This window comes from Mesorhizobium sp. dw_380 (assembly GCF_018588885.1).
Taxonomy (GTDB): domain Bacteria; phylum Pseudomonadota; class Alphaproteobacteria; order Rhizobiales; family Rhizobiaceae; genus Mesorhizobium.
Genome location: NZ_JAFFIW010000018.1, coordinates 18,104 through 42,601 on the forward strand (window position 1 = coordinate 18,104; position 24,498 = coordinate 42,601).

Consider the following 24,498-nt stretch of genomic DNA (forward strand, 5'->3'; position numbering starts at 1 on the left):
GAACCGACATGCCAAGCCTCTATCGCCTCCATCGCGCCGCTTTGTGCGCGGCGGTGTTCGGCGTCGCCGCCGTTTCGACGGCCTCCGCCGAGGAGATCATCATCGGTGCGGCGACAGCGCAGACCGGCGTCCTCGCCCCTTACGATCAGCCGGCGCTTGCCGGCTTGCGCATGGCGCTCGATGAACTCAACGCCAAGGGCGGGCTCGGCGGCAAATACACCGTCAAGCTGATGATCAAGGACACGCGCTCCGACACCGCCCAGACCGCCACCGTCGCTCAGGAACTGATCGACGCCGGCGCCAGGATCATGATCACGCCGTGTGACGCCGACCCCTCGATTTCCGCCGGCCAACTGACGCAGCCGCTCGGCATCCCGACCCTGACACTGTGCGGCTCCGCTCCCGTGCTCACCGGCGCTGTCGGCGACGTCATGTTCGGCACCTATCCGGCGGACAATGTGCAGGCGACGGCTGTGGCCGACTTCGCTGTCTCCGAGGGCAAGAAGAAGGTGTTCCTGCTGACCTCGCCGGACACCACCTACACCGCTAACCTGCCGGAATATTTCGGCAAGGTATTCGAGAAGAAGGGCGGCGCCGTTGTCGGCCGCGGCACCTTCACCATGGGGCAGCCGGATTTTTCCGCCGAGATTACCAACATCAAGGGGCTGGCCGACAAGCCGGACCTGATCATGACGGCGGCCTACGAGCCTGATTTCCCGGCCTTCATCCAGCAATTGCGCGGCGCCGGCGTCACCATCCCGGTCTATGGCGCCGATGCCATCGGCACGCCGACCATCAAGGCGCTTGGCAAGCTGGTCGACGGCGTCGTCTACACCGCGGCCGGCTATGCCGAGCCGGGCAGCAAGCTCGAGGCCTTCAACGCCGCCTTCACCAAATATGCCGGCCATGCGCCGGAATCGACCTACGAAGTGAACGGCTACGAGATCGGGCTGATCCTCGACCAGGCGGTCAAGACCGCCGGCTCCGACGATCCCAAGGCAATCCGCAATGCCATCGCCAACCTCAGGGATTTCGAAGGCATCACCGGCAAGATCACCTATGCCGGCACCAACCGCATGCCGCTGCGGCCGGTGGCGCTGATGCGCTATGAGGGCGGCGAGGGCAAGCATGTCGAGACGCTGATCCCCGACGCCGCCGACGTTCCGGCACCGTGACGTCATGCTGAGCGTCGAAGCCCTCAAGATACGCTACGGCGAAGTCGAGGCGGTGCGCCGCGTCGACCTCACCGTCGACAGCGGCGAGATCATCGCGCTGGTCGGTGCCAATGGCGCCGGCAAGAGCTCGACGCTCGGCGCCGTCGCCGGGCTGGTGCCGGCAGCATCCGGCAAGGTGGTGTTCGACGGTGCCGACATCACCGGCCTGGCGCCTGAGGCGATCGCCCGCAAGGGCGTCGCGCTGGTTCCCGAAGGCCGCCGCATCTTCGCCAGCCTGACGGTGGCCGACAATCTGCGTCTCGGCGGCGCGGTACACCAGCCCGCAGCCGAGGCGCGGGTGCGCGAGGAGGAGATGCTGGAGCTGTTCCCGGTCCTGCGCCGCTACCACCGCGTCAAGGGTGGCAACCTGTCGGGCGGCGAACAGCAAATGCTGGCGATTGCCCGCGCGCTGATGGGCAAGCCGCGCATGGTGCTGCTCGACGAGCCGTCGCTCGGCCTTGCTCCGCAACTGATCGATACCGTCTTCGACCTCATCGCCGAACTGCGCCGCAAGGGCCTGACCATTCTTCTGGTCGAGCAGAATGTGGCGCTGGCGCTCGAGATCGCCGACCGTGCCGTCGTGCTCGCCAATGGCGAGGTGGTGCTGGCCGGCACGGCAAAAGAGCTCGCTTCGTCGGATCTCGTCCGCCAAGCCTATCTGGGAGCTTGAGAAGCATGATCGCGCAGCAGATCATCAATGCGGTGAGCCTTGGCGGCGTCTATGCGCTGCTGGCGCTCGGCCTGGCGATCGTCTTTTCCATCGTCGGCCTGATCAACTTCGCCCATGGCGAGCTGATGACACTGTCGGGCTACGCACTTCTGGCCTCGCTGGTGCTCGGTTTCCCCTTTCCGATGGCGGTGCTTGTCGCCGTTTCCTGCGGCGCGCTCGCCGCTGTCGCCATGGAGCGCATCGCCTTCAGGCCCATGCGCAGCGCCAGCGTCACCAGTCTTTTGCTGACCAGTTTCGCCGTGTCCAGCCTGCTCAAGGTCGTCTTCCAGAACGGCATCTCGGCCCGGCCCCAGGCCGTCGCCATGCCCGGCTGGATGACCGGTGCCTTCTCCTTCGGCGACTTCACTATCGGCGTCGGTCCAAGCATTTCCATCGTCGTCTCGGCGCTGGCGCTGATTGCGTTGGAGGTTTTCCTGCGCCGGTCGGTGACCGGCACGGCAATGCGCGCCGCGGCCGAGGATTTCGACGTCGTGCGCCTCATGGGCATCCCGGCCAGCCGCATCATCGCCACCGCCTTCCTGCTCTCCGGACTGCTCGCCGGGCTGGCGGCAATGCTGTGGGTGGCGCAGCGCGCCTCCGTCGATCCGTTGATGGGTTTCACTCCGGTCCTGAAAGCTTTCATCGCCGCTGTCGTTGGTGGCCTTGGCAGCTTGCCAGGTGCCGTCGCCGGTGGCTTCCTGCTCGGCATTATCGAAGTGCTGCTGCAGGCGACGCTGCCGGCAGCCATCGCGCCCTATCGCGACGCCATCGTGCTGTCGGGGGTCATCGCCGTGCTGCTGCTGCGCCCGCAAGGTCTCATCCCGGCGGTGCGCGTCCAGCGAAGCTGATTTCATGCGGCGCGATGAGGGCGCACAATGCGCATCGCCAGGACTGATCGGCGCTGGCAAGGAAACAAAATGATCCCCAATCTCAACATCGTGCCGTTCGTCAGCGTCGACCATATGATGAAGCTGGTGCTGAAGACCGGTGTCGAACGCTTCCTGGTCGAGCTTGCCGGCTATATCGAGGATGACTTCCGCCGCTGGGAGCTGTTCGACAAGACGCCGCGCGTCGCCTCGCACAGCGCCGAGGGCGTCATCGAACTGATGCCGACCAGCGACGGCGAGGTCTATGGCTTCAAATATGTCAATGGCCATCCCAAGAACATGCGTGAGGGCCGCCAGACGGTAACCGCCTTCGGCATGCTGGCCGATGTCCACAATGGCTACCCGGTATTGCTGTCCGAAATGACCATCCTGACGGCGCTGCGCACGGCGGCAATGTCGGCTCTTGCCGCAAGGCACCTGGCGCCGGCTGGTTCGCGTTGCATGGCGCTGATCGGCAATGGCGCCCAGGCCGAATTCCAGGCGCTGGCCTTCAAAGCAATGCTGGGCGTCGACAAGCTCCGCCTTTACGACATCGATCGTTCAGCCACGCAAAAATGCATCCGCAATCTCGCTGGCCTCGGCTTCGACATGGTCGCCTGCAGCACCGCGCAGGAAGCGGTCGAGGACGCCGACATCATCACCACCGTCACCGCCGACAAGCAGTACGCCACCATCCTCACCGACAACATGGTTGGCTCCGGCGTCCACATCAATGCTGTCGGCGGCGACTGCCCGGGCAAAACCGAATTGCACCGCGATATCCTGCTGCGCTCCGACATCTTCGTCGAATACTCGCCGCAGACCCGCATCGAGGGCGAGATACAGCAACTTGCGCCGGATCACCAGGTGACCGAGCTGTGGCAGGTGATATCAGGTGCCGGGCAGGGCCGGCGCGATGCCGGCCAGATCACGCTGTTCGATTCCGTCGGTTTCGCCATCGAGGATTTTTCGGCGCTGCGCTATGTCAGGGATCAGCTGAAGTCGACCGGCCTCTATCAGGAACTCGACATGCTGGCCGATCCCGACGAGCCGCGCGACCTCTTCGGCATGCTCTTGAGGGCGGCCAAACAGGGTTGAGGGGCGATGGGCGCCCAGCGCCTGTCTGGTTGCGATCATCATCAGCTTTCCCGCGTGAATGGAAAAATTGTTCGTCGCGGCCGCGACGAAGGGCCGATCGTTCCTTTCCCGGCAATCCGAAGTCGATGAGACTTGCGCGCATTGATGGCGGCTTCGGCCGCGAAAAAGTGCCTGTATGTTCAATCGGCTGGGTTCTCCGGTGGAGGTTTCAAGCAACCATCCGGAAAGCACCGGGAAAGGAACCTGATATGCCCAGAATAGTGCCTGTGCTCGATCTGAGCCGTCTTGAACAAGGCGCGTCGGAGCGCCGGACATTTCTGGCGGACTTGCGTTCCGCTTCGCGCGACATCGGCTTTTTCTATCTGGCCGGACATGGCATCTCCTGGGCGGAGATCAGTGAGGTGCTCACCTCATCGCGTCACTTCTTTGCCCTGCCGGAGGCCGACAAGCTCGCAATCGAGATGGTCAAGTCCTCACAGTTCCGTGGCTATACGCGCGCCGGCGGCGAACTGACCAAGGGCAGGGAGGACTGGCGTGAACAGCTCGACATCGGCGTTGAGCGCCAGCCCATTGCGCAAGGGCCGGGAATTCCTGCCTGGACGCGGCTGCAGGGCCCGAATCAGTGGCCGGCGTCGCTGCCGGATCTCAAGCCGGCGTTGCTTGCCTGGCAGAGCAAGGTGACGGCCGTGGCGATCCGGCTGCTGAAAGCCTTCGCGCTGTCGCTCGACCAGCCCGAGGATGCCTTCGATCCGATCTACAGCGACGAGCCCAACCATCGCATGAAGATCGTGCGCTACCCCGGCCGCGATGCGACCGGTGGCGACCAGGGTGTCGGGGCTCACAAGGATGGCGGTTTCCTGACGCTGTTGCTCCAGGACGACAATAAGGGGCTCCAGGTCGACTATGACGGAAGCTGGGTGGATGTGGACCCCATTCCCGGAACACTCGTCGTCAACATCGGCGAATTGCTCGAACTGGCCTCCAACGGCTATTTGCGGGCGACGGTGCATCGCGTCGTGACGCCACCCGCCGGCGTCGAGCGCATCTCGGTACCTTTCTTCTTCAGCGCCAGGCTCGATGCGACGATCCCCTTGCTTGGCCTTTCCGAGGAGTTGGCGGCGCAGGCGCGCGGGCCGGCCAGTGATCCGGACAATCCGCTGTTTCGCGATGTCGGAAACAATGTGCTGAAAAGCCGGCTGCGCTCGCATCCCGACGTCGCGCGGCGCCATTATGCCGATCTGCTGGAGCCGGAAAGCCGGGCCAGCTGAGCTTGCTGGCCAAGCCTTTCGAGAAATTCGCCGCGGCATTCGTCTGACCGCGTGAAAAACGCCAGGCTGGGCGGCGAACTTCGGCGCATGCTGATGGACCACACGCTCGACCGTCTGAAACAGGCAAGGGCGGCGCCGTGGCACGATGATGAGACGCAAGGCTGTGGCAGCACCACCATGTTCGTCAGTTGAGCGCTCATTGAATTCGAAAATAAGGACAACACGTTACGGTTATTGGTTCGGTATGTGAACTGGTATCGCCAAGTCATAATTGCCCCTGGAGTCCGGTTCTTGCGTCAGGTCGCTCTTGCAGCGAGGGGTTGACTTCCAAAATTCCCCGTGGATATTCCACATCGTAGTATTGGGGGTTAAAAAACCAGACGAGTTGGTGGCTTTGTTCGAAGCGGAGGTGAAATACTTCTGGTTCGACCGTCTGGTGGCGCGTTGGGGGAACCAATGAAATGCCTGCTGATCAATCTGGACCGATCACCAGCCCGTCTTGCCCACATGACGGCTGAATTCTCCCGTGTCGGCATAGCGTTCGACCGGGTTGCCGCAATTGACGGGCTCAGATGTCCAGATATCGCCGGCATGTCTCCGCACCTGTCGCTATCGGAAATCGGTTGTTTCCTGAGCCATCAGGCGTGCTGGCAGATCATCGCACAAGGCGATGACGCCTGTGGTGCGATCTTTGAGGATGACGTCATTTTTACCGAGACAGCCGGCTTGTTGCTTGCCAACCAAAGCTGGGTTCCGGCCGATGCGGACATCGTCAAAATGGAAACGGTTTTCCGAAAAGCAGTGGTTGCCATGAAGCAGATCCCCGCTGGACCAGGCTATGCCTTGCATAGATTGTATGGGTTTCATTGGGGCTCGGCAGGCTACGTCATCTCGAAGCGAGCGGCGCGCGATCTGTTGGACGCTACGCGCAACAACGATATCCCGATCGATCACGTCATCTTCAATCAGGGCTCGGCCACGTGCTCGAGCAAGGTGATCTATCAACTATCGCCCGCACTGTGCACGCAGGCATCGTATCTTCGTGAAAAGGCGGCGGAATTTCCAAGCGAGATAGAGCAGACCAGACACGCTCTGCTGCAAGAACGCGGTCTGGTTAAGCAGTGCGGACGACCGCCTTTCACCAAATTCGCCATCGAGGCCAGGCGGATATGGCGACAGCTTGTCGACATCTGCCGGTTGAGAAGGGAAAAGACGATTCCGTTCGACTACCGCGGACAACGCGTTCGCCGCTCAATGGCCTAGTCTTTTGGCATTCAAGCGACGCCAGCTGCTTCAGAGCGGTGTTGAGCAGGTTGGCAAAGTACGGGCTGCATGCTCGCTTGTGATTTCGCCAACGTCCTCTCATCGTCGGCATAGCTCAGCGGCGGCACGCGCTGGAGGAAGAACGCACAGGATTTTCGCAACCCTGACCGATTTTTAGAAAATCATTCGTCGCATCCGTCCGGGAATCGGCCCAAAAAGTAAAAATCCGTTCGGTGTTTTCCTCCCATTTCGCTGAACGGTGTTCCCCTCTGAAGGTTATGACCTTCTTTTGGCCGGGCCGGTTTCGCGCCCGGCCATTTTTCTTACCGCCGCGCGTTGCAGGCGTCGCGCTGATCCGGCAAGTTCAAGACAGGCCGTTCGCCAGCCATCGACCGCAATCCGTGGAAAGAAGGAGAGGTCTCATGACATCCAATGTCGCCGTCATCGCCGGTGCGGGCTCCGGCTTGAGCGCCTCGCTGGCTCGCCTTCTCGCCAGTCAGGGCTTTCGCGTGGTGCTGGCCGCCCGCGACGTCGAAAAGCTTGACGCCTTGCAGGCGCAGACTGGCGCGCAAGCCGTGGCGACGGATGTTTCCGATGCCGCGTCGGTGGAGCGTCTGTTCGATGCCGCCGACAAAGCCGGACCGCTCTCGCTCGTGGTTTTCAATGCCAGCGGACGCGGCCGCGGACCGATAGCCGAACTCGATCCCGAGGCGGTCCGGCAGGCATTGCTGGTCGGGGCCTATGGCGGTTTCCTGGTCGGCCAGCAAGCGGCCCGCCGGCTCCTCGTCCAAGGGGCGGGCTCGATCTTCTTTACCGGAGCGACGGCAAGCGTGAAGGGGTTCGCCGGCTCTGCCGGTTTTGCGATGCCCAAATTCGGCCTGCGCGGGCTGGCCCAGTCCATGGCTCGTGAACTGGCGCCGAAGAACATCCATGTCGCTCATTTCATCATCGATGGTGCCATCGCCTCGGCCGCGTCCGGACAGGAGTCCGAGCCGCAGGATCGCCGGCTGTCTCCGGACGCGATCGCCGAGGCCTATCTCTCCATCCATCGCCAGCACCGCAGCGCCTGGACCTGGGAAATGGAGCTCAGGCCCTGGGTCGAGACCTTCTGATGGACTCATACGGGATGCGAGTTTCGCGCGGCCCGTGGGCACGGGTTGAGAGGAGTCGACATCGCGTGAGGATATCACTATATAGCGGCGGCTTCGCTGGCTCGCGGGTGAAGCGCAACGTCACAAGTCGGCTGTAGCGACAGCCATTGAGATACGAAACGGACTGAAAGCCGTAACAGCCAGAAGCAATTGCTCGGAGCGGGCCAGATCCCGCCAACGGTACAGTCCTTCAGAATCAGAAAATGTTCTTCACCCCTCGATTTCCTTCGCCTCTGTGGACCCTGAACGGCTTCGGCTTGCCGGATGGCCGCGACTCGGCTGGAATGGGAACATGCATCCTTTGCGGGATGCCGACGTTTATGATTACCAACCGGCTTTGCCGCCAGGGAACAGCAGTATGAGTGAACACGCGATCGAGTTCTTGCGGGGATGGATCGGCGAAAAGGTCCATTGCCAGTCCCAGGCCATGATCGATAAGCAGGCCGAGACGCTGGCCAGGGAATGCGCCGCCAAAGCGGCCGAGGTCGGCATACCGCTGGAGGACATCCAGGAAGAAGTCGGCGATATCAAGGAACTCATCGCGTCCCGGCTTGAGGAAGCAGCCGAGGCTGACGAGCACCAGCAGGCCTCCAGCAAAGCCGCCGAATAGATTTTTAGGGGCGACCCTGTCTGAATGCGCGGGCTGTTCGGCCCGCGTTTTCGTCTCAGCCAGACTTTTCTTTCAGCCCAAACTTTTCTCTTAGCCAAGCCTTCGGCAGCGCCGGCACGAAATTGCCGTCGCGCCCGGTCATGTCGTCATTGGCGACCAATGCATTGAGGATCGATTCTTCGACGGCTTGAATCACCGCGTCGAAAAACGGGTCGATGTCGCTGTCCGGGATGAAATCGGCATTGGCGATGCGGCCCGACGGGGCCTGCGCCGCGGCAGGATTGGCTGTCGAGAAGGCGAGAAAGATGTCGCCCGAGCTGTGATAGCCGAAGCCGCCGGTCATGGCGACGCCGAGCGGCACGCGGCGGGCCAGCCGCTTCATCTGGTGCGGCAGGAACGGCGCGTCGGTGGCGATGACAGCGATGATCGAGCCCTTTTCGGCGCGCGGGCTGCCTTCGCGGATCGCCGGCTCCACGAGTTCCGGTCCGGCGCGCAGGCCACGAAGGGCAAAATTGCACCGCTTGCCGAAATTCGACTGCACGAAGGCGCCGACCGTGTAGGAATTTCCCTGCCACCCAACGATGCGCGACGCTGTGCCCGAGCCGGCCTTGAACCCGAAGCTGATCATGCCGGTACCGCCACCGACGCTGCCTTCTTCGATTGGTCCGCCGGCGGCGGCATCTAGCGCTTCGGCAACATGCTCTGAAGTCAGGTGGTGGCCGTTGATGTCGTTGAGAAACCCGTCATAGGTCTCCGCCGCCACCGGCAGGCCCCAGCCGCAGTCGAGCGCGGCCGGCATCACTTGGTGCATCCAGCGCAGCGTGCCGTCACGCGAAACACCGCAGGAATGCGTGTTGGTGATGGTGATCGGGAAGTTGAAGGCGCCGGTTTCCTCGACGATGTGCGAGCCGGTCAATTCGCCGTTGCCGTTCTGGCTGAAAATACCGGCGAAGACCGGCGTGGCCAACTCGGCGCGCGGTCTGGGCAGGATCGCGGTGACACCGGTACGCACCGGTCCCTTGCCGACGACGAGCGCGCCATCGCCTGATATCAGCGTCGCGTAGCCGACCGCAATTCCGGGCACGTCGGTGATCGCATTGAACGGGCCGGGCGTTCCGTCGAAACCGATGCCGAAGCTTCGCGCGCGCGGCTTGCCGCCGGGCGTGGCCAAATGGTGTGGATTCTCGGTCATGGTCTCAGAACAGCGATCCCTGATTGCCGGGTTCTCTGGTCTTGGCCGTTGGCCTGGCCGCGGGCTTTGGCCGCGCGGCACCACTGGTTGCCACCGCATCCGCCGTGCCGTCGGCGAACTCCAGCGAAAGCGCCATCCCCGATGCTACATCAGCGGCCTGTTTGATGACGGTGCCATCGGCATCCTTCACCAGCGCAAAGCCGCGCGCCAAAACGGCCTTGTGCGAAAGCGTCGACAACAGCCGGTCGGCCTGGACGACGCGCCCGCGCAACCGCTCCAGCCTGAGCAGCATCGCCTGGCCGCCGCGCCGCGTCAGGGCCGTCAGAAGATCCCTCTGTACGCGTTGCCGCCGCGCTGTCGGCTCGATCGTGATGCGGCCTTGCAGCATGGCCAATTGCTGCCTGTGCCGCTGCAGCGATGCCCTCGCACATTTTGGCAATTGATCCGCCGCCCGGTTAAGCTCGGCGCGCCGGGCCCGCGCCAACGTGCGCAGCGCGCCTTGCGCCCGCAAAAGATTGCGGTCGTTTGTGCGTCGGGCCTCGGCAATCCGCTGCGACAGCATTGCCGGCGTCAATTTTACGGCGAAGAACCGCGCGCGCTTGCGTTCGGTGGACACCAGCAGGCCGCGGCCGAGCCGGCTTGTCGCCTCGTCGAGGCGCCGTCGCGGCAGCGCCAGCAATTGATCGGGCGAGGGCAGTGCGCGGGCCGCCGCGCGGGCAGCCTGCCGCTTGCGTTCGAAATTGCGCAGCACCGCCGCCTTGAGTCGCGCGCCCAAATTGGCAAGCGTGGCTTCGAGGTCGGCCTTCACCGGCACGGCGATTTCGGCCGCACCCGTCGGTGTCGGCGCCCGCACATCGGCGACAAGGTCAATCAGCGTCCAGTCCGTTTCGTGGCCGACGGCCGAGATCACCGGAATGCCCGAGGCGGCAACGGCGCGGGCCAGCGCCTCGTCGTTGAAGCCCCACAGATCCTCGAGGCTGCCGCCACCGCGCGCGACGATCAAGAGATCGGGGCGCCGGATCGGACCATCCCATGCCAGCGCGTTGAAGCCGGTGACCGCATTGGTCACTTCCGCACTCGCCGTCTCGCCCTGCACGCGCACCGGCCAGACCAGAACGTGCAGCGGAAAGCGGTCCTTGATGCGGTGGATGATGTCGCGGATGACCGACCCGGTCGGCGAGGTGACGACGCCGATGACGCAAGGCATGAAGGGCAGCCGGCGTTTGCGGTCGGCGTCGAAAAGGCCTTCCGCCTGCAGCCGGCGCTTGCGCTCTTCCAGCAGCGCCATCAGCGCCCCGGCACCCGCCGGTTCCAGATTGTCGATGACGATCTGGTAGTTGGATTTGCCGGGATAGGTGGTGAGCTTGCCGGTGGCGATCACCTCCATCCCTTCCTCGGGGCGGAATTTCAGCCGGCTCATCGTGCCTTTCCACACCACCGCGTCGAGCCGTGCGCGGTCGTCCTTCAGCGCGAAATAGGCGTGGCCGGAGGAATGTGGCCCGCGATAGCCGGAGATTTCGCCGCGCACCCGCACATTGCCGAACACGTCCTCGACCGTGCGCTTCAGCGCGCCCGAAATTTCGCTCACCGTGTATTCGGTGGCGTTGGTGCGTGATTCGGATGCTGCTTCGCTCATCGGTCGATTGGGGGCTGGTTGGCGTCCCACGTCAAGGCGCTCGTAATACGCCAGCTTAGTCGCTGCCTTATGCTTCCTACCAGCCCGGCAGGATCTGGTTCGGCCTTGTCCGCTTCATCTTGGCGAAGGCGAGTGCGGCGAAGTCGAATGTTCCCGTCTCCTCACCGAGCGGCACCGAAATGTTGTCCAGGCTTTCCGAAATATGGCGGGCAAGCGCGTCGACGATCTCAGGCCGCGATGTCTGGCCGCGCATAATGCCGATACGGCAATCGGGCAGGGCGCCGAACCCATCGGCTTCGCCCAGCACCCGCATGCCGGGCCTGAGCGCGCATTCCGGCAGCACCGAGATCGCCAGGCCCGAAAGCACGGCGGCGGTGATCACGGTTGCCGAGAAGCTGGTGAACAGGATGCGATAGTCGCGGTTCTGCTGATCCAGCACATCGACGGCGGCGCGCCGCCAGATGCAGTTGGGCCGGCCAAAGGCCATCGGCAGCGTTGCCTGCTCATGCGTCGCATGGTTGGCCGAGGTCACCCACAGCAGCGGCTCGCGCCGCACCACTTCCGACTGCCCGCGTACATCGTTGTGCGTCACCAGCGCCAGGTCGAGATTGCCGCGCTTGATATGCTCGACCAGCCCTGGCGTCGGCTCGCAGATGACGGTCAGTTCGACGCGCGGGTTGGAGCGCGTGAAGCGGGCCATGATCTCCGGCAGGAAACGGTCGGCATAATCGTCCGGCGTACCGATACGGATCGTGCCTTCGAGCCGCTGGTCGTCGAAGGCGGCAAGCGTTTCGCGGTTGAGGTAGAGCAGCCGCCGCGCATAGGAGAGCAGCTTGTCGCCTTCCTCCGTCAGCCTGTTGCTGCGCCCCTCTTTCTCGAACAGCGGCTTGCCGATCCGCTCCTCCAACCGGCGCATCTGCATCGATACTGCCGACTGGGTCCGGTGAACCTCTTCCGCCGCACGGGTGAAGCTGCCGGTATCGGCAATCGAGATGAAGGTTTGCAACTGATCGAGATCGAGCGGCGCTTTCATCGGTCCAATCCATCATTGATGTTGATGCTTAAGATTAGAAACATTCGTTGGATTAATCAATCGCGCAGTGGCAAATTGGCATTGTCCACATGAAGGCATGTGAATCGAAGCCGGAACGGCCGCTGTCGCCAGCGCCGATCGTCTTGTTTCGCCCGTTCGAGTCTGAAGGAGACCGATATGACCACGTTTGATTTCGCCACCGAGACCTCGCGCATCACCTCGCGTCCGGCCGTTGCGACGCGCGTGGCCAATACTGTCTCCAACGCTTATCGCGCCTGGAAAAACCGCCGCGCCTTCTATCGGCTTGGCGAGATGTCGGATGCCGAACTCGCTGATATCGGCCTGACACGCGCCGACCTCCACGTCGCCATCGACGTGCCGTTCGGCCGCGATCCGACGGCGATGTTGCGCGAAATCGCCAGCGATCGCGTGGAAACAATCGAGCACATCGCCCGCAAGGTGGCCTGATTGGCTGAGTTCCGGTTCCGTTGAACCTTTTTACGGTTCAGCGCGACCAAGGTTCTGCAGGCCCCCCACTCCCTGCCGGTTCCCCGCCGGCCTGCCTGCACGTTGCCCGGTCCTCCCAAGGACCGGGCTTTCTTTTTTGGCGGTCAGAAGCGGCCGTTGGCCTGGCGCCTATCGCCGGTCCATGTCCCGCTTGAACTGGTCGAAGATCGTTTCCACGCCCTTCTGATAGTCGTCGCGCTGCTGGGCGCCGGTCTCGAACATCTTGCCGAACAAATCGTCGAAAGGGTTCCTCGGCCTGCCGCTCGGATTGGCCTGCGGCTGCGGGGCCTGGCGCTGCTGCGGTGCCTGAGGTTGCGGCGCCGGCTGTCCGCCGGGCATCCCGAAGCCGCCGCCACCACCTTGCCGCAGCATCTCCTCGAAGATCTTCCCGAGCGGATTGTCGCCATAGGGGCTTTGTGTCGGCTGCGGCTGAGCCCGGCCTTGCGGCTGCGGCGTGCCGCCACCGAACATGTCCTGCAGCACCTTGCCGAGCGGATTGTCGCCATAGGGATTGGGAGCCGGCTGCGGCTGGCTTTGCGGTTGCGGTATGCCGCCGCCGAACATATCCTGCAAGACCTTGCCAAGCGGGTTATCCATCGGGTTCTGAGGCGGGGGTGCCTGACGCTGTTGCGGCGCCGGCGCCTGCATGCCTCCTTGGCGCATCATTTGCTCGATGATCTCACCCAGCGGATTGCTGCCGCCACCGCCGAAACCTCCAGCGGCCTGCATCTGACTTGTCGTCTGCTTGAAGAGCCCGCCCATGACCATGGAGGCGATCGCCGGGAGCATCTGCTGTAGGACCTGCTGGCTGACGCCGCTCGCTTGCGCCGCCTGGCTGGCCACGGCGCGCGACAGGTCCTTCGAGCCGAACAGATGCCCCAGAATGCCGTTGCCCTCATCGACGCCTTGCGGCGAGAAGGCTCGGGTCGCGTCCTCGAAATACTTCGCGTGCTGGCCACTTGCCATTGCCGTCATGAAGGCGCCCAGCCCGTATGGGTCGGCAGTGTTGCGCTGCAACCCCTGCGAAAAGGCCGGCAGCAGTGCGGCAACCGCTGCCTGCGTCTGCTGCATCGAAAGCCCGTACTGTTGGGCAAGCGCCTGCATGCCGTTGCCGTTCTGCGCCTGGGTCAGCATGTCGAACAAGGTAGGCATCGGCTTCTCCTCCGGGAAATCGTCGTCGGAGAAGCCTAGTTCGTTTCCACCGCCGATTGAAGCGCTTTTGGCAATCAATCGGCAACGCCAACCCGCAGGGTCAATAGGCGTATTCCATGAACACCGGCTCGATCGAGCCACCCCAGCGCGTGTGGTAGGCGGAAAGCATCTCCTCGGCGCTGGTCGTGCCGCGCGCCACGACCTCGTCGAGCGTGTTGAGGAACGAGGTCTCGTCATAGCCGTCGCGGTTCTTGCGGGCACGGTTCTTCAGCCCCATGCGCGAAATGACCAGCACGTCGCGTCCGATCTCGCGCAGCGTGGTGTTGCGGAAGGGTGCGGAAATGCCAAGTTCCGGCACGGCGTTGCGCATGGCCAGCACTTCCTCGTAGGTCCAGCTCGAGGTCAACGCCTCCGCCGCATCGAGTGCAGCCTCGTCGTAGAGCAGCCCGACCCAGAAGGCCGGCAGCGCGCAGATGCGCCGCCACGGGCCGCCGTCGGCGCCGCGCATTTCGAGAAAACGCTTCAGCCGCACGTCGGGGAACAGGGTCGATAGATGGTTCGCCCAGTCGCCCATCGTCGGCAGCCCGTCAGGCACTTCGTTGCGCGCGGCACCCGCCATGAACTGGCGGAAGGTGATGTGCGTCATGTCGTGATATTGGTCGTCGCGGATGACGAAATACATCGGCACGTCGAGCGCCCATTCGACGTAGTCGGCGAAACCGAAGTCGGGCGAGAAGCAGAAGTCGAGCAGGCCGGAGCGCTGGTTGTCGGTGTCGCGCCAGATGTCGCCACGCCAGCTCTGCAAGCCGTTCGGCCGGCTCTCGGTGAACGGCGAGTTGGCGAACAGCGCCGTCGACAGCGGCTGCAGCTTCAGCGACACCTGCATCTTGCGCCGCATGTCTGTCTCGCTCTCGAAGTCGAGGTTAACCTGGATAGTGCAGGTGCGGTACATCATGTCGAGGCCCTTGGTCCCTACCTTGGGCATGTAGCGCGTCATGATCTCGTAGCGCGACTTTGGCATTTTCGGCGTTTCGGCCAGCGACCATTTCGGGCTGCCGCCAAGGCCAAGGAAGCGGATGCCCATCGGCTCGGCGATCTCGCGCACTTGGGCCAGGTGGGCATTGCCCTCGCGGCAGGTCTGATGGATTGTCTCCAGCGGCGCGCCGGAAAGCTCGAACTGGCCGCCGGGCTCGAGCGAGATCGCCCCCTGTCCTGTCGGCTCGACCAGGCCAATGATGCGGCCGTCATCGATGATCGGATCCCAGCCGAGCTTTGACTGCATGCCTTCGAGGATGGCGCGGATGCCGCGCTCGCCGCCATAGGGCACAGGCGCGTTACCGTCGACATAGAAGGGGAATTTTTCGTGCTCGGTGCCGATGCGCCATTTGTCGCGCGGTTTGTTGCCCTCGGCCAGGTGGTCGACGAGTTCGTCGACGCCTTCGATCGGCCGGAAATCGGTAGTGTCGCGCGCCATGGTTCAGCCCTCAGCACATGACCCCGAAAATCGACTTTCGGAAAGGATCATGTGCCCCAATCGAATGCTACAGCGTCCCTTGCGCGTCCGAAAGGACGCGCGGCGCTGTAGAGCGGCCGGACGACCGCCGGCGCTAGATGGACGAAATGTCAGTAGCCGATCAAGCGAAAAATCCTGAGCCACAGGTCAACAGGAATTGAAGGCCACTGCGCCAGGCCATCCCTTGCGAGAAATCAAGTCCTACCAGTCTCCGACAGTCGCCTGCATCACCGCAAGTGCGGCCACCGCCGCCGTGTCGGCGCGCAGGATGCGCGGCCCGAGCGGAATGGCGGTCACGAATGGCAGGGCGCGCAGCATCTTGCGCTCGTCATCGGAGAACCCGCCTTCCGGCCCGACCAGCAGCCCCAGCTTCTTTTCCCTTACCGACTGCAAGGCCGGCAGCGGATTGTTGGTCGAGGCGTCCTCGTCGCAGAAGATCAGCCGCCGTTCCTTGTCCCAGCCGGTCAGCAGGCGCTCGAACTTTTCCGCTTCGCGCATTTCCGGCACCGCCAGTATGCCGCATTGCTCGGCGGCCTCGACGACGTTGGCGCGCAGGCGATCGATGGACGGCTTGGCCACTTGTGTATGCTGGGTGATGACCGGCTGCAGGATGCCCGCACCCATCTCGACCGCCTTCTGCACGAGATAGTCGAGCCGGCCCTGCTTCAGCGGCGCGAAACAATAGGTGAGATCGGGCAGAGGAGGCTGCGGCCGCTGCAGCGTCCGCACCCTGAGTTTGACCGCTTTCTTTGACCTCGCCGCAATGACCGCCGACCATTCGCCGTCGCGGCCGTTGAACAGCAGGATCTCGGCACCTTCGCCAAGCCGCAGGACATGCATGAGATAATGGCTCTGCTGCTGGTCGGCATCGAAGTCAACCTCCGGCCCGAGATCGTCTGGCACGAACAGGCGTTGCATCTTGTAATTGGCGCGCATCGCCGAGGAATGGGCGAGCCGGCCGTCGGCGTCAAGCCTGCGCGGACGGATGCCACACCGGTCGAAAGCCATGTTGCAGGACGGCAAGCGTCGTCTGCGGGGTCAGCAGCACAAGCGCCTTGCCTTCGAAACCGCCGAAGTCGATCGCCGGGCCATATCCGGCAAAGGACCACGGCAATGCTCTGCCGCGACGCAAGGCATAGGCGTTGCCGTCGGCCGCGATCATCGTGCCGTCGGGCAGGCCGGCAAGCTCGTCCGTCGCCACAGCGGGGCGTTTGCCACCCGAAGCCAGCCGCTCCTTGTGCAACCGCTTGTCAACCTGCGGCGCGCGCGGCTCGGCAATGCCGAAGGCTTCGCCGAAGCGGCCGACGAAATCCTTGGCCCGTTCGCGCTGGCAAAAGAAACAGGGGCGATGCCCGGCTGCCAGCGCCGTCACCTCGTCGAGGAAGAACAGCTCGGTCCAGCCAGCCTTTCCTTGCGGTCGGTTGCGGCCCATCGGCTCGCGCCGCACATTGCGGAATTGGCACACGCAGATGATCCAGGCCTGCAGCGCCCAGCGTTTCTTCAACAGCATTTTCGTCGCTGGGTCGTGGATGATGCCGCGATTGCCGGTGAACAGGCCGCGCTCGGGCACGGCGTGGATGGCGCCGAACGGATCGACCCGGTTCTGCAGTGGCATAGTTCTCTCCTGGGATACGCATCTTGGCTGCAATGCTGGCGGCATGATATCGCTCCTCGCATCCATTTGATGTCAGCAAGGTTTTTGCGATGCGGGTGCTGGTGGTCCAGAACTACGACAATGCCGGCCTCGGCCAGGTTGGTGCCGCACTTGCGGAAGCCGGAGCCGATCTTGATGTGCGCCTTCCCTACAAGGGCGACCCTCTGCCGGAGGATGCCACGGAGCACGATGCCATGGTGGTGCTAGGTGGCGGCCAGAATGCGCTGGCTGATGATGACTATCCCTATTTCCCGGCGCTGCTCGAACTGACCCGCGATTTCGCCGGCAGGGACCGCGCCGTGCTCGGCATCTGTCTCGGCAGCCAGCTCGTCGCCCGCGCCTTCGGCGGCGAGAACCGCATCGGCGGGGCCAACGAATTCGGCTGGCGCGGCGTGTCGCTGACGCCAGATGCCAAGGCCGATCCGGTGCTGGCTGAACTGCCTGAAAAATTTCCGATCTTCCAGTGGCACGACGACACGTTCGTGCTGCCGCAAAACGCCGTCCGGCTCGCCGGCAACGATGTCGCCGAGAACCAGGCGTTTCGTGTCGGCCGCGCCGTCTACGGCTTCCAGTTCCATTTCGAGGCTGACCGGCCGATGGTGAAGGACTGGAGTTCCTCCTTCGCACCGATCATCGCCGCGCGCCATCCCGACTGGGCCGGCAAGCTCGACGGCGAGATGGCCCGCAATGGCCCCGACGCCGATGCCGCCGGCCTCGCCATCGCCCGCGCCTGGGTAGCGATCATCTGAACATCCGCCCCTTCGAACCCTGCCCGCGTGACATAATTGGCACGCAGCCATGAATCCGTCTGGGAAAAGACCTTTCGTCCTTGGCTTGTGTCCGCCCGCCATCCTAGAAGGCGCGCGCTCCTGATCGGCTGTGCAACCGCGATGAACCTTTTGTGTGACCCGTGCGACACACCGCCGATACAGAACACGCCTAGAAGCGCGAAATCGTCGAAATTTTGAAACGATTTTTCCGCTTCAACGCATTGGTAACCGTCCCATGCACAGATGCAGAAAGCTCAACAAGAGATGACTTCCGTGAAAGCAGCGCTTCTGTCCTTTGCCATGCTGTCCGCCATCGTGCTTTGCGGTCTCGGCATCTATGCCGCCGATGCCGCCAACAACCACAACGCCGTCGACGGCTACGGCGTCACCGCCTCACTTCGCTAAAGCTGTAACGTCGTCGCGCCCTCGGACGCGGAACGCTCAGGCTTCCTTTATCGACATTTCCAGGATGCGTTTGTCCGCTCCGTCCACGACGAGCGCGGTAAGCATGCCTGATTGCCAGGCAAGCGTGTCGACATTGACGCGGTTGGCCATCACCTCCGCTTCGGGTACCGGGGTGTGGCCATGCACCACGATCTTTGGGAAGAGGCCGGTGTGATCGTGGAAAACGTCGCGGATCCAGATCAGGTCCTGCGGGTTCTGCTTCTCCAGGGGGATGCCCGGCCTGATGCCGGCATGACAGAAGAAGAAGTCGCCTGATGTCACCGAGAACGGCAGTGACCGCAGGAAATCGACATGGCTTCGCGGTACGGCTTCAAGCAGCGCCTGATGTCCCCGCCTCAGCGTCTCCATCTTGCCGAACCAGCTGGGGTCGGCGGTGAGGGACACACCATAGGACAGCGCCGTCTGGACGCCGCCATAGCGCATGAAAAGCCCTTCCGGGTCGGGGGTTCCCAGAAAATCGAGAAAGCCGATGTCGTGGTTGCCTGCGAGCATCAGATTGCGCGGATCGCGCTCTCGCGCCTCGATCAGAAAATCGATGACCCCCTTGGAGTCCGGCCCGCGGTCGACATAGTCGCCGAGGTGGATCACCCGCCAGTCAGGAGCCGGTTTCCACTCCAGCTCGCTCTCGATGCGCTTGTGCATGGCGGCAAGCAGGTCGAGCCGGCCGTGCACGTCCCCGATCGCGTAAAGGCGCATGCCGTCCGGGCCATGCGCGTCGAGAAAATGGATGCCGGGTTCTGCCAACGCCTCGTGGTCTCCGTGATCAGGCTGTCACCGGACCCTACCTAGCGCCGGAGCTGGTCCTTGCCCATGTCGGTGACCAGGCGCTTTCCGCATAGCGCCAGCGTGATGTCCATCTCCTTGCGGATGATTTCCAAGGCTTTGGTAACCCCTTCCTTGCCGAGCGCGCCCAGGCCGTAGAGAAATGGCCGGCCGATATAGGTGCCCTTGGCGCCGAGGCAGAGCGCCTTCAGCACATCCTGGCCGGAGCGGATGCCGCCATCCATATGCACTTCGATCTTGTCGCCGACGGCATCGGCGATCTCCTCCAGCACCATGATCGAGGATGACGCGCCATCGAGCTGGCGTCCGCCATGGTTGGAAACGATGATCGCGTCGGCGCCGGTCTTGGCCGCCATCAGCGCGTCTTCCTTGTCGAGTATGCCTTTCAGGATCAGCTTGCCGCCCCAGCGTTCCTTGATCCAGGCGACATCCTTCCACGACAGCTGCGGATCGAACTGCTCCGTCGTCCAGGACGACAGCGAAGAGACGTCGCCGACACCCTTGGCGTGGCCGACGATGTTGCGGAAGGTGCGGCGCTTGGTGCCGGCTATACCAAGGCACCAGCGCGGCTTGCTGGCCAGGTCGATGATGTTGGCCAGTGTCATCTTGGGTGGCGCAGAAAGCCCGTTGCGGACGTCCTTGTGGCGTTGGCCGAGGACCTGCAGATCGAGCGTCAGCACCAGCGCCGAGCACTTCGCCGCCTTCGCCCGGTCGATCAGGTCGAGCACGAAATCCTTGTCGCGCAGAACATAAAGCTGGAACCAGAACGGTTTCTTCGTCACCGACGCGACATCCTCGATCGAGCAGATGCTCATCGTCGACAAGGTGAAGGGCACGCCGAATTCCTCGGCCGCCTGTGCCGCCAGCATCTCGCCATCGGCATGCTGCATGCCGGTCAGGCCGGTCGGCGCCAGCGCCACTGGCATTGCCACCTTCTGGCCGATCATGGTCGATTCCAGCGAGCGGTTGCTCATGTCGACGAGCACGCGCTGGCGGAACTTGATCTTCTGGAAGTCTTCCTCGTTTGCCCGGTAGGTGCTCTCGGTCCAGGCGCCGGAATCGGCATAGTCGAAGAACATCTTGGGCACGCGCCGGCGCGCGAGATCCTTGAGGTCTGCGATGGTGAGAATGTCGCTCATGATGGTCCCCGCTTGATCGAATTGACTAGAGCATGATGCCGAAAAGTGTGAAGCGGTTTTCGGATGACATCATGCTCTATCCTTTATCCTTTGATTTAGAGCCGGATGATTTCAGGTCGATTCGACCTGAAATCATCCGGCTCTAGGAGCGTCCGCGTGCTGGTTCGGCATCGCCGGCTTCCGAGCGCTGCCTCAGCCTCAGCCGCGACACGCGTTGCCAGTCTCCGCTGCGCTCGGCCTCCGCCATCGACCGCTCGACATAGGTGATGTGGTCCATCGCCGCCTGGCGGGCGCCGGCCGGGTCGCCCACCTTCACCGCGGCGTGAATCGCCCGGTGCTGCGCAAGCAGCGCCTCGCGCGCGCCGGGCACGGAAAAGACCAGCAGCCGGTTTTGGAATACGCCTTCCGACAGCAGCCGGTAGCAGGAGCGCAGCGTGTGCAAGAGCAGGATGTTGTGCGCGCATTCGCAGATCGCGTGATGGAATTCGACGTCGATTTCGGCCTCGTCGTCGAAATCGCCGGTGCGGTCCGCCTCATCCATGCGCGCCATGATGCGGTCGAGCAGCGCAAGGTCCTCCGGCGTGGCGCGCCGCGCCGCATATTCGGCCGCTATGCCTTCGATCTCCCGGCGGTATTCCAGATAGTCGGTCACCGCCTTGCGATGCATCGAAATCAGGTCCGCCACCGGTTTGGTGAACAGCTGGCCGATAATGTCGGCGACATGCGTGCCGCCGCCGGCCTTGGTGGTCAGCAGCCCGCGCCCTTCGAGCGCCTTCAGCGCATCGCGCAGGATCGGCCGCGATACGTCGAACTGGCGTGCCAGCTCGCGCTCGCCCGGCAGCCGGTCGCCCGTGCGCAGCACGCCTTCGAGGATGAGGCTCTCGATCTGCTGCACCACCTCGTCGGCGGTGCGCGAATGCTCGATCCTGGAAAAAATATCGTTCAACAGAATGCCTGGAAGGTGAACCGGTGTCGCGCAGGATAAAGCCTGCGTCGCCAACTGGTCAAATTATTTATCCAATTGGTCGACGCGGGTCGGTTTCGCCGCCCGGCACCGTATCGGCTTCGGCTAAACTTTGCTGTTTGCGTCATCGGGCTATTGGCTCTAGACGGACGCGACAGCAAAAGGGTTCACAGAAACCCGGGGGACAAGCCGTGTCAGACGACCCGTCCAATCTCGAGTTCCAGCCGCGCGCCAAAGGCAGCGTCATGGGTTTCCCCGCGCATGAGGGCCGGCCGGGCGCCCTCGGCGAGGTCCATGCCCGGCCGCATCCGCTGATCGAAAAGCCGCGCGTCCTGGTGCAACTCGCCTTCATGACCGAGGGCGGCTCCGGCGTTGATCATGCCGTGCTTTCGGAACTGTCGCGGCGCCTCGGCATCGCCGCGCCCGACCGCCAGGCCCGCCACCACGCCATGAAATGGGGCAAGGGCTCGCTGCGCTGGGAGCGGCATACGGAATTCTCGACCTATCTGTGGGAAGGACCGCTTTCCGAAAGCGGCAGGACTCCGGAGGATTCGCCGTTCGGCAACGGCTTTTCGCCGCCAGGCACCGTCATCTCCGGCATCCGGCTCGAAATCCGCAAATGGACGCAGGTGAGTGAGCGGCTGATCGCGGCCTTCGACCCGACCAGCCTGTGCTATTCGCTGGTCGAGCGCGGCAATGCCGCAATCGTCACCGATTTTCGCCAGGATGGCGACGGCATGACCCGCATCCTGGTGCTCGATCGCGGCCTGACGACGGCGCGCACCGGGGCACTTTCACAGCGGCTGATCGACATCGAGACGTATCGGACGCTCGCCATGCTCGGGCTGCCGCTGGCCCTGACCTTGTCCGGCCGTGCCCGCCGCATCGAGGACAGACTGGCCCAGACCACGCTGGAAATGAAGGTGGCCGAGACCCGCGACAGCCAGACGCTGCTCGCAGACCTGACGGAACTGGCCGCCGAACTGGAAGCCGATGCCGCCTCGAGCCTCTACCGTTTTGGCGCCAGCCGCGCCTATGACGGCATCGTCGTCGAGCGGCTGGAAGCGCTCGACGAGGAAGCTGTGCCCGGCTACGACACCTGGGGCGGCTTCCTGCAGCGTCGCGTCGCCCCGGCCATGCGCACCTGCCGCTCGGTCGAGGAGCGGCAAGCCAATCTGTCGCGAAAACTGACCCGCGCCACCACGCTGCTGCGCACCTGGGTCGATGTCGAGGTAGAAAAGCAGAACCGCGACCTGCTGGCCTCGATGAACAACCGCGCCCGCCTGCAACTGCGCCTGCAGCAGACCGTCGAAGGCCTCTCGGTCGCTGCCGTCTCCTACTATGTCGTCGGCCTCATCGGCTATGTCGCCAAGGGCGCCTCGATCTTCGGCCATGCCTTTGCGCCGGAAGTCGTCACCGCCGCTTCGGTGCCCGTCGCAATCCTGCTGGTCTGGTGGGGCGTGCGCCGCGTGCGAAGGATGCACTCCGAGCCTGGGAAGCTGGCCGGCGAATAAGGCCAGCTCTAACCCTCCCCCTTGTGGGGAGGGTCGGCGAGCAGGTTGAGCGAAGCGAAACCTGGGAGACGGGGTGGGGGTACTCGTAAAGCGCCGCGCTGACCCCCACCCCGCTCACTTCGTTCGCGACCCTCCCCACAAGTGGGAGGGTGAATAGCGGCAGATTGCCGCTGCGGAAGCTTGTCCTGACCTTTGGGCGTAGGTCTCCACCATAGCAGCATTTGCAAGCAGCGCGCTTCACTGGTAAAAGATTTTGACCAGTAAAGCGAAATGAGGCTGCTGATGTCCGGCCTGGCCATGCCGAAACCAGACGACGCCACGATGCGGCGGCGCGACGAGATCGTCGCCGACATGCGCATCATTGTGCCGGGCGAGGGCGTGGTCGACGCGGCCAACGCCATGCGTGCCTTCGAGAGCGATGGCCTGACCGCCTACCGGCAACTGCCGCTGGTCGTCGTGCTGCCCGAAACGGTGGCGCAGGTTTCCCGCGTGCTGAAATACTGCAACGACCGCAATATCCGCGTCGTGCCGCGCGGCTCCGGCACCTCGCTGTCGGGCGGCGCGCTGCCGCTGGAGGATGCGGTGCTGCTGGTCATGAGCCGTTTCAACCGCATCCTTGCGATCGATTTTCCCAACCGCATTGTCGCCGCCCAGCCAGGCGTCACCAATCTCGGTATCACCACCGCCGTCGAGCAGGAGGGCTTTTATTACGCCCCCGATCCATCCTCCCAGATCGCCTGCTCGATCGGCGGCAACGTCGCGGAGAATTCCGGCGGGGTGCACTGCCTGAAATACGGCCTCACCGCCAACAATGTGCTCGGCATCGAAATGGTGCTGATGAATGGCGAGGTGGTACGGCTCGGCGGCAGCCATCTCGATGCGGAGGGTTATGACCTGCTTGGCGTGATGACCGGTTCCGAAGGCCTGCTCGGCGTCGTCACCGAGGTCACCGTGCGCATCCTGAAGAAACCGGAGACGGCCCGCGCGCTGCTGATCGGCTTCCCGACCAGCGAGCAGGGCGGGCAGTGCGTCGCCGACATCATCGGCGCCGGCATCATTCCCGGCGGCATGGAGATGATGGACCGGCCGGCGATCCACGCGGCGGAAGATTTCGTCCATGCCGGCTATCCCCTGGATGTCGAGGCGCTGCTGATCGTCGAACTCGACGGGCCTGTCGTCGAGGTCGATCATCTCATCACCGCCGTCGAGGCGATCGCCATCGGCAACGGCTCGACCACCTGCCGCATTTCGCAATCCGAGCAGGAGCGGCTGAGCTTCTGGGCCGGCCGCAAGGCGGCCTTCCCCGCGGTCGGCCGCATCTCGCCCGACTATTACTGCATGGACGGCACCATCCCGCGCAAGGAGCTGCCGCGCGTGCTGGCCGGCATGCGCGAGCTGTCGGAAAAATATGGGCTGGGTGTCGCCAATGTCTTTCACGCCGGCGACGGCAATCTGCACCCGCTGATCCTCTATGATGCCAACGTGCCCGGCGAACTCGACAAGGCCGAAAGTTTTGGCGCCGACATATTGCGGCTCTGCGTCAAGGTCGGCGGCGTGCTCACCGGCGAACATGGGGTGGGAGTCGAGAAGCGCGACCTGATGCCGGAAATGTTCAATCAGGTCGACCTCGACCAGCAGATGCGCGTCAAATGCGCCTTCGATCCCAATCACCTGCTCAACCCGGGAAAGGTGTTTCCGCAGCTCCGCCGCTGCGCCGAGCTTGGCCGCATGCACGTGCACCGGGGGGAAGTGGCGTTTCCGGATATTCCGAGGTTTTGAGTGGGTATGTCGGCGCGTGAACACCCCTCTCTGTCCTGCCGCAAATCTCCCCCTCAAGGGGGGAGATTTGCAGCTTCGGCGCCTCGCCCTTTCGTCACCGTCGGAGATTGGCGAAACCATATGCTATGTCCGATCTCCCCCCTTGAGGGGGAGATGTCCGGCAGGACAGAGGGGGGCGCCAAAGAACTCAGCATATCCGAACTCGCGTCTTGCGCGTT

The 24,498-nt window shown here is 63.6% G+C and carries 23 protein-coding genes; 13 read left to right on the top strand and 10 right to left on the bottom strand.

Annotated features, from left to right (window positions below; genetic code table 11):
* The first annotated feature begins 8 nt into the window (after positions 1–8).
* The 8 genes from JT360_RS18365 (at position 9) to JT360_RS18400 (ending at position 8,179) form a co-directional block, all read left to right on the top strand.
* The gene (locus JT360_RS18365; protein ID WP_214473143.1) at positions 9–1,175 is read left to right on the top strand and encodes an ABC transporter substrate-binding protein; all 1,167 of its coding nucleotides are present in this window, start codon (positions 9–11) and stop codon (positions 1,173–1,175) included.
* Between the two features lie 4 nt (positions 1,176–1,179).
* Complete coding sequence (locus JT360_RS18370) at positions 1,180–1,884, top strand: ABC transporter ATP-binding protein (RefSeq protein ID WP_214473144.1); 705 nt, start codon at positions 1,180–1,182, stop codon at positions 1,882–1,884.
* Positions 1,885–1,889: 5 nt separating this feature from the next.
* On the top strand, positions 1,890–2,771 hold the full coding sequence (locus JT360_RS18375) for a branched-chain amino acid ABC transporter permease (protein WP_214473145.1): 882 nt from the start codon (positions 1,890–1,892) through the stop codon (positions 2,769–2,771).
* A gap of 69 nt (positions 2,772–2,840) precedes the next feature.
* Positions 2,841–3,887 carry an ornithine cyclodeaminase gene (gene ocd, locus JT360_RS18380; RefSeq protein WP_214473146.1) on the top strand — a complete coding sequence of 349 codons (1,047 nt, stop codon included), beginning with the start codon at positions 2,841–2,843 and terminating at the stop codon, positions 3,885–3,887.
* A gap of 248 nt (positions 3,888–4,135) precedes the next feature.
* Positions 4,136–5,155: an isopenicillin N synthase family dioxygenase gene (locus tag JT360_RS18385; RefSeq protein ID WP_214473147.1), complete on the top strand. Its 1,020-nt coding sequence runs from the start codon at positions 4,136–4,138 to the stop codon at positions 5,153–5,155.
* A gap of 456 nt (positions 5,156–5,611) precedes the next feature.
* The gene (locus tag JT360_RS18390; RefSeq protein ID WP_214473148.1) at positions 5,612–6,418 is read left to right on the top strand and encodes a glycosyltransferase family 25 protein; all 807 of its coding nucleotides are present in this window, start codon (positions 5,612–5,614) and stop codon (positions 6,416–6,418) included.
* A 422-nt stretch (positions 6,419–6,840) separates the two neighbouring features.
* Positions 6,841–7,530 carry an SDR family NAD(P)-dependent oxidoreductase gene (locus JT360_RS18395; protein WP_214473149.1) on the top strand — a complete coding sequence of 230 codons (690 nt, stop codon included), beginning with the start codon at positions 6,841–6,843 and terminating at the stop codon, positions 7,528–7,530.
* A 397-nt stretch (positions 7,531–7,927) separates the two neighbouring features.
* Positions 7,928–8,179 (top strand): DUF768 domain-containing protein, encoded by a 252-nt coding sequence (locus JT360_RS18400; RefSeq protein WP_214473150.1) that lies wholly within the window; start codon positions 7,928–7,930, stop codon positions 8,177–8,179.
* 55 nt (positions 8,180–8,234) lie between these two features.
* Here JT360_RS18400 and JT360_RS18405 read toward each other — a convergent pair whose 3' ends face one another.
* From JT360_RS18405 to JT360_RS18415, 3 genes are all read right to left on the bottom strand, one after another.
* A complete protein-coding gene (locus JT360_RS18405) occupies positions 8,235–9,371 on the bottom strand; it encodes a DmpA family aminopeptidase (RefSeq protein WP_214473151.1) in 1,137 nt (378 codons plus the stop codon).
* Between the two features lie 4 nt (positions 9,372–9,375).
* On the bottom strand, positions 9,376–11,007 hold the full coding sequence (gene xseA / locus JT360_RS18410; RefSeq protein WP_214473152.1) for an exodeoxyribonuclease VII large subunit: 1,632 nt from the start codon (positions 11,005–11,007) through the stop codon (positions 9,376–9,378).
* Between the two features lie 76 nt (positions 11,008–11,083).
* Positions 11,084–12,040 (bottom strand): LysR substrate-binding domain-containing protein, encoded by a 957-nt coding sequence (locus JT360_RS18415; protein ID WP_214473153.1) that lies wholly within the window; start codon positions 12,038–12,040, stop codon positions 11,084–11,086.
* A gap of 177 nt (positions 12,041–12,217) precedes the next feature.
* Between JT360_RS18415 and JT360_RS18420 the strand changes: the two genes are divergently transcribed.
* Positions 12,218–12,508, top strand: coding sequence for a DUF1127 domain-containing protein (locus tag JT360_RS18420; RefSeq protein ID WP_214473154.1), 291 nt, complete (start codon positions 12,218–12,220; stop codon positions 12,506–12,508).
* Between the two features lie 168 nt (positions 12,509–12,676).
* On the opposite strand, the gene JT360_RS18425 is transcribed toward JT360_RS18420, so the two are convergent.
* From JT360_RS18425 to JT360_RS18440, 4 genes are all read right to left on the bottom strand, one after another.
* Positions 12,677–13,699, bottom strand: coding sequence for a DUF937 domain-containing protein (locus tag JT360_RS18425; RefSeq protein WP_214473155.1), 1,023 nt, complete (start codon positions 13,697–13,699; stop codon positions 12,677–12,679).
* Between the two features lie 100 nt (positions 13,700–13,799).
* A complete protein-coding gene (locus JT360_RS18430; protein WP_214473156.1) occupies positions 13,800–15,173 on the bottom strand; it encodes a glutamate--cysteine ligase in 1,374 nt (457 codons plus the stop codon).
* Positions 15,174–15,413: 240 nt separating this feature from the next.
* Entirely contained in the window at positions 15,414–16,148 is a 735-nt protein-coding gene (locus tag JT360_RS18435) for a 16S rRNA (uracil(1498)-N(3))-methyltransferase (RefSeq protein WP_214473231.1), read from the bottom strand.
* Positions 16,149–16,179: 31 nt separating this feature from the next.
* On the bottom strand, positions 16,180–16,827 hold the full coding sequence (locus tag JT360_RS18440; RefSeq protein ID WP_214473157.1) for a hypothetical protein: 648 nt from the start codon (positions 16,825–16,827) through the stop codon (positions 16,180–16,182).
* 89 nt (positions 16,828–16,916) lie between these two features.
* Between JT360_RS18440 and JT360_RS18445 the strand changes: the two genes are divergently transcribed.
* Positions 16,917–17,615, top strand: coding sequence for a type 1 glutamine amidotransferase (locus JT360_RS18445; protein WP_214473158.1), 699 nt, complete (start codon positions 16,917–16,919; stop codon positions 17,613–17,615).
* A 294-nt stretch (positions 17,616–17,909) separates the two neighbouring features.
* On the top strand, positions 17,910–18,041 hold the full coding sequence (locus tag JT360_RS33990; RefSeq protein ID WP_013893872.1) for a hypothetical protein: 132 nt from the start codon (positions 17,910–17,912) through the stop codon (positions 18,039–18,041).
* Between the two features lie 36 nt (positions 18,042–18,077).
* Here JT360_RS33990 and JT360_RS18450 read toward each other — a convergent pair whose 3' ends face one another.
* From JT360_RS18450 to JT360_RS18460, 3 genes are all read right to left on the bottom strand, one after another.
* The gene (locus tag JT360_RS18450; RefSeq protein ID WP_214473159.1) at positions 18,078–18,845 is read right to left on the bottom strand and encodes a metallophosphoesterase family protein; all 768 of its coding nucleotides are present in this window, start codon (positions 18,843–18,845) and stop codon (positions 18,078–18,080) included.
* Positions 18,846–18,886: 41 nt separating this feature from the next.
* Positions 18,887–20,023, bottom strand: coding sequence for an alpha-hydroxy acid oxidase (locus JT360_RS18455; protein WP_214473160.1), 1,137 nt, complete (start codon positions 20,021–20,023; stop codon positions 18,887–18,889).
* 142 nt (positions 20,024–20,165) lie between these two features.
* Positions 20,166–20,969 carry a FadR/GntR family transcriptional regulator gene (locus tag JT360_RS18460; RefSeq protein ID WP_214473161.1) on the bottom strand — a complete coding sequence of 268 codons (804 nt, stop codon included), beginning with the start codon at positions 20,967–20,969 and terminating at the stop codon, positions 20,166–20,168.
* Positions 20,970–21,178: 209 nt separating this feature from the next.
* On the opposite strand from JT360_RS18460, the gene JT360_RS18465 reads away from it, so the two are divergent.
* Together JT360_RS18465 and JT360_RS18470 are read left to right on the top strand one after the other, a co-directional pair.
* Entirely contained in the window at positions 21,179–22,501 is a 1,323-nt protein-coding gene (locus JT360_RS18465) for a DUF3422 family protein (RefSeq protein ID WP_214473162.1), read from the top strand.
* A 282-nt stretch (positions 22,502–22,783) separates the two neighbouring features.
* Positions 22,784–24,280 (top strand): FAD-linked oxidase C-terminal domain-containing protein, encoded by a 1,497-nt coding sequence (locus JT360_RS18470; protein ID WP_214473163.1) that lies wholly within the window; start codon positions 22,784–22,786, stop codon positions 24,278–24,280.
* Positions 24,281–24,498 lie beyond the last annotated feature (218 nt).